At 61.0% G+C, this 12591-nt stretch carries 11 protein-coding genes; 1 reads left to right on the top strand and 10 read right to left on the bottom strand.

From position 1 onward, the window contains the following. Positions 1–136: 136 nt before the first annotated feature. From J3P94_RS21430 to zwf, 3 genes are read right to left on the bottom strand one after another with little or no spacing between them, the layout of a single operon-like run. Entirely contained in the window at positions 137–802 is a 666-nt protein-coding gene (locus J3P94_RS21430) for a bifunctional 4-hydroxy-2-oxoglutarate aldolase/2-dehydro-3-deoxy-phosphogluconate aldolase (RefSeq protein WP_283556083.1), read from the bottom strand. A gap of 17 nt (positions 803–819) precedes the next feature. After that, entirely contained in the window at positions 820–1533 is a 714-nt protein-coding gene (gene pgl / locus J3P94_RS21435; protein WP_434569576.1) for a 6-phosphogluconolactonase, read from the bottom strand. Continuing rightward, entirely contained in the window at positions 1520–2992 is a 1473-nt protein-coding gene (zwf, locus tag J3P94_RS21440; RefSeq protein ID WP_305496323.1) for a glucose-6-phosphate dehydrogenase, read from the bottom strand. The genes pgl and zwf overlap by 14 nt, the downstream gene beginning before the upstream one ends. A 196-nt stretch (positions 2993–3188) precedes the next feature. On the opposite strand from zwf, the gene J3P94_RS21445 reads away from it, so the two are divergent. Continuing rightward, a complete protein-coding gene (locus J3P94_RS21445; protein WP_171061416.1) occupies positions 3189–4049 on the top strand; it encodes a MurR/RpiR family transcriptional regulator in 861 nt (286 codons plus the stop codon). Positions 4050–4187: 138 nt separating this feature from the next. On the opposite strand, the gene J3P94_RS21450 is transcribed toward J3P94_RS21445, so the two are convergent. The 7 genes from J3P94_RS21450 to J3P94_RS21480 all read right to left on the bottom strand — a co-directional run bounded on the left by J3P94_RS21450 (position 4188) and on the right by J3P94_RS21480 (position 12516). After that, positions 4188–5042, bottom strand: a complete 855-nt coding sequence (locus tag J3P94_RS21450) for a D-hexose-6-phosphate mutarotase (RefSeq protein WP_434569577.1) — start codon at positions 5040–5042, stop codon at positions 4188–4190. A 264-nt stretch (positions 5043–5306) separates the two neighbouring features. Beyond that, positions 5307–6653, bottom strand: coding sequence for a carbohydrate porin (locus tag J3P94_RS21455; protein WP_434569578.1), 1347 nt, complete (start codon positions 6651–6653; stop codon positions 5307–5309). Between the two features lie 131 nt (positions 6654–6784). Then, positions 6785–7945 (bottom strand): ABC transporter ATP-binding protein, encoded by a 1161-nt coding sequence (locus J3P94_RS21460; protein WP_434569579.1) that lies wholly within the window; start codon positions 7943–7945, stop codon positions 6785–6787. Between the two features lie 2 nt (positions 7946–7947). Continuing rightward, positions 7948–8793, bottom strand: coding sequence for a carbohydrate ABC transporter permease (locus J3P94_RS21465; protein WP_030139359.1), 846 nt, complete (start codon positions 8791–8793; stop codon positions 7948–7950). Next, a complete protein-coding gene (locus tag J3P94_RS21470) occupies positions 8786–9694 on the bottom strand; it encodes a carbohydrate ABC transporter permease (RefSeq protein ID WP_030139360.1) in 909 nt (302 codons plus the stop codon). Before J3P94_RS21470 ends, J3P94_RS21465 begins: the two co-directional genes overlap by 8 nt. Positions 9695–9838: 144 nt before the next feature. Then, a complete protein-coding gene (locus J3P94_RS21475; RefSeq protein WP_434569580.1) occupies positions 9839–11140 on the bottom strand; it encodes an ABC transporter substrate-binding protein in 1302 nt (433 codons plus the stop codon). 116 nt (positions 11141–11256) lie between these two features. Further along, positions 11257–12516: an AGE family epimerase/isomerase gene (locus J3P94_RS21480; RefSeq protein WP_434569581.1), complete on the bottom strand. Its 1260-nt coding sequence runs from the start codon at positions 12514–12516 to the stop codon at positions 11257–11259. Between the last annotated feature and the right edge of the window lie 75 nt (positions 12517–12591).

The following is a 12591-nucleotide window of genomic DNA, read 5'->3' on the forward strand; positions in this document are numbered from 1 at the left end:
GGGGCTGTTCCACAGCCCAGCGGGAGCAAGCTCCCTCGCCACGGGGATGCGCAGTGAAACAATAGGCAAAAAAAACGGTGCGCCGACCAAGCGCACCGTAAAGCCGTAGAACACCCAACGAAGTTCGGTAAGACAATCAGTCCAGCAGCGCCAGGGCCTCGGCGGTGCATTCCTGGATGCGGGCCCAGTCGCCGTTCTTGATCCACTCCGGATCCAGCATCCAGCTGCCGCCCACGCACATCACGTTTTTCAACGCCATGTAGCTCTTGATATTGGCCGGACTGACGCCGCCAGTCGGGCAGAATTTCACTTCGCCGAAGGGGCCACCCAGGGCCTTGATGGCAGCCACGCCACCGCTGACTTCCGCCGGGAACAACTTGAAGCGGCGATAACCCAACCCGTAGCCTTCCATGATGCCCGAGGCATTGCTGATTCCCGGCAACAACGGAATCGGGCTCTGGACGCTAGCCTCCAGCAAGTCGCGAGTAATACCCGGCGTCACGATGAATTGCGAACCGGCGGCCTCGGCGGCGGCCAGCATATGGCGATCGAGCACCGTGCCGGCGCCGGTCACCAGTTCCGGACGCTGCTCGCGCAGCACCTGGATGGCCTTGAGGCCGTATTGCGAGCGCAAGGTCACTTCCAGCGCCGTCAGGCCACCGGCGGCCAGGGCATCGGCCAGCGGCAGGATGTCCTGCTCACGGGCAATGGTGATCACCGGCAAGATCCGCGCCTTGGCGCAGAGGCTGTCGATCAGCGTTACTTTGTCCGCCATGGAAACGGTCGGGGATGGGTTTGTCATAGCGGCTGATCCTTGGTTCATGGGCACCAGTAAATCTCTAACGTAGGTTGCAAAAACGCGCGGATTGGCATTTCGGCGACGTTGTCACCGGCCGTCGCGGCGTTCAGGGTGGTCAACTTCGATTGACCGGAAATCGACAGCACCTTGTGCCTGGCCGAAGCCAGCAACGCGCGGCTCATGGTCAGGCGCTGGTGCGGGACGGTTGGCGCGAGCATAGGCCAGCAACGGCGAGCGCCCTTTTCATCCAGGGCCTCGGCCAGGTTCGGGCTGTCGGGAAACAGCGAGGCGGTATGCCCGTCGTCCCCCATGCCCAGTACCAGCACATCAATCGGCGGCAGCTCGGCCAACAGACGATCCGCCTGTTCGGCCGCAGCCTCCAGGTTGGCACTGGCGCTGTACAGGCTCAGGAACTGCGCCTTGGCCGCCGCGCCCTGAAGCAGGTAACGCTTGAGCAGACCGGCATTGCTGTCGGCGTGTTCTACCGGCACCCAGCGCTCATCGGCCAGGCTCACCACCACCTTTGACCAGTCCAGCGTCTGCTTGGACAGGTTCTGGAAAAATGCCACCGGGCTGCGACCGCCAGACACCACCAAAGTCGCCGCACCACGAGTGTCGATTGCCGCGCGCAACTGCTGCGCCACGTTCAGCGCGAGGTTTTCCGCCAGCAGCACCGGGCTCTTGAACTCAAGGGCCGTGACGCCCTCGGGCAGTTTCAATTCAGATATCGCCATACCATGACCTCCCATCCCGCGTGATCAGTGCGATGGAGCTCATCGGCCCCCATGACCCGGCGGCATACGGCTTGGGCGCATCACCGGACTTCTTCCAGCCGGCAATCAGCTGGTCGCACCACGTCCACGCGGCTTCGATTTCATCTTTACGGACAAACAGGTTCTGATTGCCATTCATGACCTCCAGCAACAACCGCTCGTAGGCATCGGGAATCCGCGCGCTGCGATAGGTGTCGGAGAAGTTCAGTTGCAGCGGACCGCTGCGCAATTGCATGCCCTTGTCCAGGCCTTGCTCCTTGGTCATCACCCGCAAGGAAATGCCTTCGTCCGGTTGCAGGCGGATGATCAGTTTGTTGCTGATCTGCAGACGCTGCTCGGGGGCGAAGATGTAGTGGGACGGTTCCTTGAAGTGAATCACGATCTGCGACAGCTTCTGCGGCATGCGCTTGCCGGTACGCAGGTAAAACGGAACACCGGCCCAGCGCCAGTTGCGAATGTCGGCGCGCAGGGCGACGAACGTCTCGGTGTCGCTCTGGGTATTGGAATTGGGTTCTTCCAGGTAGCCGGGGACGGCCTTGCCTTCACTGTGGCCGGCGATGTACTGGCCGCGCACCACTTGTGTGGTCAAGCCTTCCGGGCTGATCGGTGCGAGGGCCTTGAGCACCTTGACCTTCTCGTCACGGATGCTGTCGGCCGACAGGTCGGCCGGCGGGTCCATGGCGATCAGGCACAGCAACTGGAGCAAGTGGTTCTGGATCATGTCGCGCAGTTGGCCGGCCTTGTCGAAATAGCCCCAGCGGCCTTCGATGCCGACCTTCTCGGCCACGGTGATTTCCACGTGGGAGATGTAATTCTGGTTCCACTGGGTTTCGAACAGGCTGTTGGCGAAACGCAACGCGATCAGGTTCTGGACCGTTTCCTTGCCCAGGTAATGGTCGATACGGTAAGTGCGGTTCTCCGGGAAGAACTGCGCCACGGCGTCGTTGACCTTGCGCGACGATTCCAGGTCCGAGCCGATGGGTTTTTCCAATACGACGCGGGTGTTCTCGCTCAAGCCGACTTTCGCCAGGTTCTCGCAGATCGCGCCGTAGACCGCCGCCGGCGTGGCGAAATAGGCGATGACTTGCTGCTGGGCCTGGCCGACCTGCTCGGCAAGCGCGACGTAATCGTCAGCCTTGAGAAAATCCACATGCAGATACGTCAGCCGCGCCAGGAAGCGCTCGATCACGGTTTCGTCGAGGTCTTTTTCGCCCACATAGCGACGCAGCTCGGTCGCGATGAACGTCAGGTGTTGCTGTTCGCTGCCAGGTTCGCGGGCCAGCGCGAAGATTCGCGTGTCCTCATGCAACAGGCCGGCACCGTCGAGCTGATAAAGGGCAGGAAACAGCTTGCGCAACGCCAGGTCGCCCAACGCGCCGAACAAGGCAAAGGTGCACGGTTCAACCGTAATCGAATGCATGATGTTTGTTCTTTTATCAAGTTAAACTACAAATACCTTTTTTCAAGGTATCACTCAAGGAAAAATGTAGTAATAACTACAACATTTTTCGAAAATACCGATTCCGAGTGGTGGTCCGTCGGAGCCATCAGTAGGATAGGCCACCGCCAAGGGTCGTATCAAAGACCCGTTTCTCTAGGAATCTTGTATGGACCGCGTGCGAAATCTACTGGAGCAGATCCAGAGTCGCCTGGAAGACCTGAACAAGGCCGAACGCAAGGTGGCCGAGGTGATCCTGCTCAATCCGCAGCAGGCGACCCGCTTCAGCATCGCCGCCCTCGCCCAGGCCGCTTCGGTCAGCGAACCGACCGTCAACCGCTTCTGCCGCTCGTTCGGCGTTAGCGGCTATCCGGAACTCAAGCTGCAACTGGCCCAGAGCCTGGCCAGCGGCGCGGCCTATGTCAGTCGTGCGGTCGAGGCCGATGACAATCCGGAAGCCTATACCCGCAAAATCTTCGGCAGTGCCATCGCTTCATTGGACAGCGCCTGCCAGGCCCTTGATCCAAATTTGATCAGTCGCGCCGTGGATCTGCTGATCCAGGCCCGCCAGATCCACTTCTTCGGCCTCGGCGCCTCGGCCCCCGTGGCGCTGGATGCCCAGCACAAGTTTTTCCGCTTCAACCTGGCGGTGACCGCCCATGCCGATGTGCTGATGCAGCGCATGATCGCCTCGGTGGCCCATACCGGCGAGCTGTTCGTGATCATTTCCTACACCGGGCGTACCCGCGAACTGGTGGAAGTGGCGCGCATCGCCCGGGAAAACGGCGCATCGGTGCTCGGCCTGACCGCCGAGGGCTCGCCGCTGGCCAAGGCGAGCACCTTGAGCCTGAACATCCCTTTGCCGGAAGACACCGACATCTACATGCCGATGACGTCGCGGATCATCCAGCTCACCGTGCTCGATGTGCTCGCCACCGGCATGACCCTGCGCCGGGGCGTGGATTTCCAACCGCATTTGCGCAAGATCAAGGAAAGCCTGAATGCCAGCCGGTATCCGGTTGGGGATGAGTTCAACTGACCTGGCTTGAGTGCTTTATTGCATGACAGGCCGTCATCGCGAGCAAGCTCGCTCCCACAGGGGTTCTTTGGCGTTCACAAAACCTGTGGGAGCGAGCTTGCTCGCGATGAGGCCAGCCGCCACACCAGCGATCCTGACCTAAGCCCCCACCCGCGCCTGCAAACTCAAATGCGCCCGCTCACCCGGCGCCAGGCACAGGCTCCCGGTACCGCCGCTGGCCGCTTCGACGCAGACGAACTCACTCACTTCATCCCAGCTCACACCCAACAGTGGCCGTGCGCCGGGATGCCACACCACCGTATCGGCGCTGTCGCCGGTGTCGATGCGCAGCTCGCGTTGCCAGGCGTGATCCTTTAGCTGCAATTCGCCCTCATGCTGGAACACTCGCTGGCAGCCACCCTCCACCCGCAACTCGCCTTCCTGCTGGCAAACCGCCCGGTTCAACTGATCGTAACCCTGGGCGCCGTCGAGGCCAGACAGCGCTACCTCGCCAACGTCACCAATGCGCCAATAGGCGTGCAAGGCCTGGCTCAACTGGCAGGGCAGGCTGTCCTGATGCTCGGTGCTCAAGCGCAGCTCCATGCGCTCACCCAGGTCGGCATGCAGGTCCACCTGCCAGTCACACAACTGCAATTGCCAATGCAGGTGAACGCCCTCTTCGTCGCTGCTGCTGTCGAGCAATTTCCAATCGATCAGCCGCGCCCAACCATGGGAGGGCCAGGCGTTTTCACTCGGATGACGGCCATACCATGGCCAACACACCGGTACCCCGCCGCGAATCGCCCCGACTTGTGGCCACCTGGCTGCACACCACAACCACGGCTTCTGCCCGCGCGGCTGGAAGTGCAGCAGCTGCGCGCCCTGGCGACTGAACACCGCCTGGCACAACGGGTGGTCGATCACCAACACATCGCGCTGCTGATAGCGCTCCCACGCAAACACCGGACGCTCGCGCAAGGATCTGAAAAAGCGTTGTAGCGGATGCTCATGCATGGGTCGCGGTCCTGGAAATCATTGAGTCGCTCATCTGCCTTTGTGGCGAGGGAGCTTGCTCCCGCTCGGCTGCGAAGCAGTCGTAAACGAAGCAAATTCGGTCTGACTGAAGCACCGAGTTGAATGGCTCAGGGGTCGCTTCGCGACCCAGCGGGAGCAAGCTCCCTCGCCACAAGTTCAATGCCAGCCACCTTGCAAAAAAAAGCGGACAGCCTTGGCCGTCCGCAAATATGCGCACATAGAGAGGAGCTTATCGCAACAGCGTTAGAACACCGACTGAATTTTCAGGCCGGCCACCAGCGCGTTGTCGACTTCATCGACACCACCCGGGTGAGTCACGTATTGCAGGTTCGGACGCACGGTCAGCCAGTTGGTGACATGGAAGCCGTAGTTGATTTCGTAGTTGTACTCAGTGCTACGCAACGGCGCGAACAGTGGATCGTCGTAGTCGCTGACGCCATTGGCGGCGTTGGTCAGCTCGGCGTTTTTCTTGACGTCCTCGTTGACATGGATACGGGCGAAACCGATACCAACGTCGTCCTTCGGACGCGCATCGAACGGCCCCTTGTACACAAACATCAGCGACTGGTAGTTGTCGACGACGTTGGTGTCCTTGTCGTGGACGGTAGCGTTGGCCGCGATGTTCAGGCCGCGGGAAGCATCGCCATTGTGAGTGGTGAGCTGCTGCTGCACGACGAGCCAGTAGCCATGTTTGCTGCTGTGGCTACGATAGGCGTTGCCAGTGGTCGCGGCGTCATCGCCGTTGATGTCTTCACGCACATCGTCAGCCTTGGCCGTGCTCTTGTAGTAACCGACGCGGTATTCGCCCGGCAGGTTATTGAGCTTCGGCGACCAGACCAACTCGACCGGAATCAGAGTGCCCTTGGTGCCGCTGCCGCTGAGCTTGTAGCGGTTGTTGTTTTCCAGTTGCGAAGGGTTCTGGTTGTAGGCACCGATTTGCGCATAGAGCTCAGGCGTGAGGTTGTATTTAACCCGGATTGCCGCCTGCATGATCGGCCAGTTGTACCAGATGCCGGTTGCCCAGTTACCCGCTTGCGAACCGCAGAACGCCAGGTTCTGGAACTCGCACGGGAAGGTGTTGAAGTCTTCGCCTTCACCGAAGTAACCGGCTTTGACATCCAGCTTGCTGTCGAAGTACTTCTGCTTGATCCACAACTGGGTCAGACGGGTAGTCTGCCCACGGCCCCAGACTTCCTGGGAGGAACTGAGGGTGCCGGCACGTGGATCACCGATACGGTCGTTGGAGATGTTGCGACCGTCCCGGCGAGTGAATTGAATCTTGGCTTCCGTATCGTTCCAGCCTGCCAGTTTCTCCAGGTCAAGAGCTACGCCCAGGCCAAACTGCTGGGACCAGCGCGCGGTCTTGTCATCGTTGTAGCCGCCGTCGAGGTTGGCACCCATCTCACCGACGAAATCCGCCTTGATATCGATACCTTGCTCGATCAGCTTGGTCCGTTCACCGCCCCAGTCGCCCGTCATCCACTTCGAGTCGGCGCTGAACGCGTCGGCTGCGTGTGCGCTACCGGCCAGCATCATCGCCGCAACGGCTGACAACTGGCAGATAAGCTGGGCATTGTTCTTCTTCTTCATCCCTACATCCTCGTCTTTATTGTTATTAACTGTTTTTATCTAACGCGGTTTACAACGATTGCGATGAATGTCCCCACCCATCGCATACTCCTTTTGTGTGGAAGCAGGCTTGCTGCCCCCACATTTGTTCATCAGCGGCCTTTGAACTGCGCCACGTTGTCGGCTCGGGCTTCCATCGACGGTTGCGCGGCCACGCCCAGGCGCTCGCCGGATTTGGCATCGAACAGCAGCACTTTAGATGGATCGAATTGCAGCGTCAGGGTCTCTCCCGGCGACGGCGCCACGTCCGGTGCCAGTCGGCAGCAGACCTTGGTGTCGTTGAGATTGACGAACACCAGGGTGTCCGGACCGGTAGGCTCGGTGACCTGGACTTCGGCGCGGATGGTCGGCAGGCCGTTCGGCTCGTTGCCCGCCAGCACGATCTGTTCCGGGCGCAGGCCAAGGATCACTTCGCGATCCTCCAAACCGGCGTCCTGCATGCCCAGCGGCAACTCGCAACGGGCCTGGCCGCTGTCGAGCAAGGCCAGCAGGCGACCGTCCTTGCGTTGCAGGCGCAGCGGGATGAAGTTCATCGGCGGCGAACCGATGAAACTCGCCACGAACAGGTTGGCCGGGTTGTTGTAGATGTCCTTCGGCGTACCGAACTGCTGGATGATCCCGTCCTTCATCACCGCCACTTTGTCGCCCAGGGTCATGGCTTCGATCTGGTCGTGGGTCACGTAGACCGTGGTGGTCTTCAGGCGCTGGTGCATCAGTTTCATTTCGGTGCGCATCTCGACCCGCAGCTTGGCGTCGAGGTTGGACAGCGGCTCGTCGAACAGGTAGATCTTCGGCCGCCGCGCCAGGGCCCGGCCCATCGCGACGCGCTGCTGCTGCCCGCCGGAGAGCTGCCCGGGCTTGCGGTTGAGCAAGTGCTCGATCTGCAACAGCTTGGCCACTCGCGCCACTTCTTCGTTGATGTCCGCCTGTTTCATCTTGCGAATCTTCAGGCCGAACTCGATGTTCTCGCGCACGCTCATGGTCGGGTACAGCGCATAGGACTGGAACACCATGGCGATGTCGCGATCCTTGGGACTCATGCCGCTGACGTCCTGGTCGCCGATCATGATCGCGCCACCGGTGATGGTCTCGAGGCCGGCGATGCAGTTCATCAGGGTCGATTTGCCGCAGCCCGAAGGACCGACCAGGATCAGGAATTCACCTTCCTTGATCGACAGCTGGATGTCTTTCAAGGTGTCGGGCAGGCCCGCGCCGTAGGTCTTGTTTACATTGCGAAGTTCAAGCGTAGCCATGATTACCCCTTGACCGCGCCAGCCGTGAGGCCGCGCACGAAATACTTGCCTGCGATCACATAGACCAGCAGGGTCGGCAGCCCGGCGATCATCGCCGCCGCCATGTCCACGTTATATTCCTTGGCCCCGGTGCTGGTATTGACCAGGTTGTTCAGCGCCACCGTGATGGGCTGGGAGTCACCGCTGGAGAACACCACGCCGAACAGGAAGTCGTTCCATATCTGGGTGAACTGCCAGATCAGGCAGACCATGATGATCGGCGTCGACATCGGCAGGATGATGCGGCGGAAGATCGTGAAGAACCCGGCACCGTCGAGGCGCGCGGCCTTCACCAGCGCGTCGGGGATGCTCACGTAGTAATTGCGGAAGAACAGCGTAGTGAACGCCAGGCCGTAGACGACATGGACAAACACCAGGCCGGTGGTGGTGCTGGCCAGGCCCATCTTGCCGAGGGTGAACGAGGCCGGCAGCAGCACGGTCTGGAACGGCAGGAAGCAACCGAACAGCAACAGGCCGAAGAACAACTGCGAGCCACGGAAGCGCCACATCGACAGCACATAACCGTTCAACGCGCCGATGGCGGTGGAAATCAGTACGGCCGGCACGGTGATCTTGATCGAGTTCCAGAAGTACCCGTTGACCGTGGCCCAGGCCTTGACCCAGCCGATGCCGCTGACCACGGTCGGCCAGCTCAGCAAGTTACCGGTGCTGATGTCTTCCGGCGTCTTGAAGCTGGTCAACAGCATGACCACCAACGGCACCAGGTAAAGCAGTACCGCAAGAATCAACACTGCGTAGATCGCGATGCGGCTCAGGCTGATGGAAGGTTTCGCAGCGAGACTAGTCATGACGCTTGGCCCTCAGCTCGGAATACAGGTAAGGCACGATGATCGCGAGGATCGCACCGAGCATCAGGATTGCACTGGCCGAGCCCATGCCCATCTGGCCGCGACTGAACGTGAAGGAATACATGAACATGGCAGGCAGGTCGGAGGAATACCCCGGACCACCAGCGGTCATCGCCGCCACCAGGTCGAAACTCTTGATCGCGATATGCGCCAGGATCATCACGGCACTGAAGAACACTGGACGCAGGCTTGGCAGCACCACTTTCCAGTAGATGCGCGGCATGCTCGCGCCATCGATCTGCGCGGCACGGATGATCGATTGATCAACGCCCCGCAGGCCGGCCAGGAACATCGCCATGATGAAACCCGAGGCCTGCCATACGGCAGCGATCACCAGGCAGTACACCACGCGATCGGGGTCGATCAGCCAGTCCAGGCGGAAGCCTTCCCAACCCCAGTCGCGCAACAATTTATCCAGGCCCATGCCCGGGTTGAGCAGCCATTTCCAGGCGGTACCGGTGACGATCATCGAGAGCGCCATCGGGTACAGGTAAATGGTGCGGATGAACCCTTCGCGGCGAATACGCTGGTCGAGGAACACCGCCAGCAGCACGCCGATCACCAGGGTGATACCAATGAACATGCCACCAAAGACTGCCAGGTTCTTGCTCGCCACCCACCAGCGGTCGTTGTCCCAAAGCCGTGCGTATTGCGCCAGGCCGGCCCATTTATAAGTAGGCAGGAAGGTCGACGTGGTGAACGACAGGACGAACGTCCACAAGATGTAGCCATAGAAGCCCACCAGGACGATGAACATGCTCGGCGCCAGCACCAGTTTTGGTAGCCAGCGCTGCAATGCATCGAACGGCGAGGCCTTGCTGAACACAGCAACAGAACTCATGGGAAGATCCAAAAACTAGGTTACAAGGGCCTCCCTTTGTGGGAGCGAGCTTGCTCGCGATGGCAGTGTGTCAGTTCACTCATTTGCTGCCTGACACTCCGCTATCGCGAGCAAGCTCGCTCCCACAAGGGACCGCGGCGCTAATTACTTCGCAGACTGAACCGCTGCGCCCAATTTCTTGGCAGCATCGGCCGGGTCGGCTTTCGGGTCGTTGATGTAGTTGGTCACGACATCGAAGAACGCGCCCTGCACCGCCAGCGTGGTCGCCATGTTGTGCGCCATGCTTGGTTGCAGGCCGCCGCTCTTGGCATCTGCCAGGAAGTCCTTGGCGGCGGTCTGGGCGCACGAGTCGAAACCGTACTTGGCCATGTCGCCCAGCATGTCGTTACGCACCGGGATCGAGCCTTTGTTGATGCTGAAGACTTTCTGGAAGTTCTCGCCCAGCACGACCTTGGCGATATCCTGCTGACCCGCCGCCGTGCCCTTGTCTTTCTGCTTGAACACCGCCAAAGAGTCGATGTTGTAGGTGAACGCCTTGTCGGTGCCCGGGAAGGCTACGCACTCATAGTCCTTGCCGGCGACCTTCTTGGCCGCGGTCCACTCGCTCTTGGCCCAGTCACCCATGATCTGCATGCCGGCCTTGCCGTTGATGACCTTGGCCGCTTCCAGGTTCCAGTCCTGGCCCTTGCCGTCGGCGTCCATGTAGGTCGCGACCTTTTTCAGCTCGGTCAGCGCCTTGACCATTTCCGGACCGGTCAGCGCCTTGTTGTCCAGGTCGACCAGGGCTTTCTTGTAGCCATCAGCGCCCATGACCGAGAGCACCACCGCTTCGAACACGGTGCTGTCCTGCCATGGCTGGCCGCCGTGGGCCAGGGGAATGAAGCCCGCGGCCTTGAGCTTGTCACCGGCAGCGTAGAATTCTTCGAGGGTGGTCGGGTTCTTGGTGATGCCGGCTTTCTTGAAGACTTCCGGGTTGATCCACAGCCAGTTGACGCGGTGGATGTTCACCGGCACGGCGACGTAGTCACCTTCGTACTTCACGGTGTCGGAGACTTTCTTGTCGAGCAGGCTGTCCCACTTCTCCGCTTTGGCAACGTCTTCCAGGATGTCGGTATCAAGCAGGCCGGTGGACGCCCATTCCTGGATGTCCGGACCTTTGATCTGGGCGACGCCCGGTGGGTTGCCGGCCACGGCACGGCTCTTGAGCACGGTCATGGCGGTGGAACCGCCGCCGCCGGCGACAGCGCCGTCCTTCCAGGTAAAGCCGTCTTTTTCTACCTGGGCCTTGAGCACATCGACCGCGGCTTTTTCACCACCCGACGTCCACCAGTGGACGACTTCCACGGAACCTTTCGATTCGGCGGCCAGGGCGCTGACGGGGAATGCTGCGACGGGAAGCAAGGAAGCAAGAGAAATGACAGTAGCGAGGCGAGAAATCGCATTCATCTAGAAGTACCTTTCTTGTTGTTATGCATGCAAGTCTGGTGCTTGCGCTGCATGGATTCTAATCAGGGGCAATCCCTTCGCAGGTAACGAAGGGACGCGTGTATGTCACGACATGGTTACACAGGTGCAGGATCGGATAATCGCGCCAAGGCCGACGCCATGCTCGGCGCCAATGGCAAGCGTGGTATCAGCACCGCTTGCCAGGCGTGATAAAGGTCCGGTTTGCCCGGCCAGATGTCGGCGCTGGGGCGGTTCTGCGGGTCCAGCTCGTGATGCCAGCTGCCGTTGCAGCGGTCGATTAAATGTTTGTCACAAAACTCCCAGAAACGCCGGTACCAGACTTCGTATTGCGCCTCGTCGGTACGTTTGAGCAAGGCACTGGCCGCCGCTGCCGCTTCGGCGTGCACCCAGTGCAGGCGATGGCGAACCACGGCGCGATTGTCCCAGTCCAGCGTGTAGACGATGCCGGGCGCGCCATCGATGTCCCAGCCATGGCGGCAATTCTGATCGAAAAGTTTCTGCGCATCCTGGGCCAGCCAGCCCGGGGTCAGCATGCCGATCTGCACGCGCGCGGCTTCCAGATGCAGCAGCAGCCGCGCCCATTCGAAACCATGACCGGGCGTGGTGCCGTAGGGGCGGAAGCCATCGGCGGGATTGTCCTGGTTGTACTCGCGCAGCGGTCGCCAGTCGCGGTCAAAATGCTCCACCACCATGTAGTCGTTGGCGGCCGCATGACCATGGATGACCCGCTCGACGATACGCAGCGCGCGGGCCAACCAGCGCGGGTCGTCCGTGGCGTCGGCCAGGGCCAGGAAGGCTTCGGTGGCGTGCATGTTGCTGTTGGCGCCGCGATAGGCTTCCTCCTCGCTCCAGTCGCGGCTGAAGGACTCGCGCAGGGCGCCCTCTTCTTCACACCAGAAATGCTCGTCGATGACCCGCACCGCTTCCTTGAGCAATGCCTCGGCGCCGGGGCGTTGGGCGACTACCGCGGAGCTGGCGGCCAGGGCCACAAAAGCATGCAGGTAAGCCGCCTTGCCGGTGTCGCTGGCATCGGGATCGGCCATGGCGAACCAGCCGCCATGTTCGGCATCGCGCAGCGAGCCGCCGAGGGCCTGGACGCCATGATCCACCAGCTCGGCGAACCCCGGCAGGCCCTGGATGTGGGCCATGGCGAAGCTGTGGGTCATGCGTGCGGTGTTCATGGTCTCGGCCCGCGCACCGGCCGGCAGGCGACCCAGCTCGTCCAGGTTGCCGAAACCGTCCGGCAGCTTCGAAGCCTTGGCGAACGCCAGCAGCCGCAAACCTTCGGCGGCGAGCCACTGCTGATGGGCAGGCGCATTCAGCCAACTGCTGAACGCCGGTTGGAAGGTGTCCATCGAGGTACCTTTTTTGTTGTTTTGACGCAAGGAGTCTAAACAAGGCGGGATGGGTGGCAGGTAACGAAAGGGGCG

The organism is Pseudomonas sp. Z3-8, from assembly GCF_051131975.1.
GTDB lineage: Bacteria > Pseudomonadota > Gammaproteobacteria > Pseudomonadales > Pseudomonadaceae > Aquipseudomonas.

Bases quoted from the DNA above. Each gene is read 5' to 3' on its own strand.
- J3P94_RS21455 (WP_434569578.1), bottom strand. From the start codon at position 6,653: ATGAAGAAGAAGAACAATGCCCAGCTTATCTGCCAGTTGTCAGCCGTT.
- J3P94_RS21470 (WP_030139360.1), bottom strand. From the start codon at position 9,694: ATGAGTTCTGTTGCTGTGTTCAGCAAGGCCTCGCCGTTCGATGCATTG.
- J3P94_RS21465 (WP_030139359.1), bottom strand. From the start codon at position 8,793: ATGACTAGTCTCGCTGCGAAACCTTCCATCAGCCTGAGCCGCATCGCG.
- J3P94_RS21475 (WP_434569580.1), bottom strand. From the start codon at position 11,140: ATGAATGCGATTTCTCGCCTCGCTACTGTCATTTCTCTTGCTTCCTTG.
- zwf (WP_305496323.1), bottom strand. From the start codon at position 2,992: ATGCATTCGATTACGGTTGAACCGTGCACCTTTGCCTTGTTCGGCGCG.
- J3P94_RS21430 (WP_283556083.1), bottom strand. From the start codon at position 802: ATGACAAACCCATCCCCGACCGTTTCCATGGCGGACAAAGTAACGCTG.
- J3P94_RS21450 (WP_434569577.1), bottom strand. From the start codon at position 5,042: ATGCATGAGCATCCGCTACAACGCTTTTTCAGATCCTTGCGCGAGCGT.
- J3P94_RS21480 (WP_434569581.1), bottom strand. From the start codon at position 12,516: ATGGACACCTTCCAACCGGCGTTCAGCAGTTGGCTGAATGCGCCTGCC.
- pgl (WP_434569576.1), bottom strand. From the start codon at position 1,533: ATGGCGATATCTGAATTGAAACTGCCCGAGGGCGTCACGGCCCTTGAG.
- J3P94_RS21460 (WP_434569579.1), bottom strand. From the start codon at position 7,945: ATGGCTACGCTTGAACTTCGCAATGTAAACAAGACCTACGGCGCGGGC.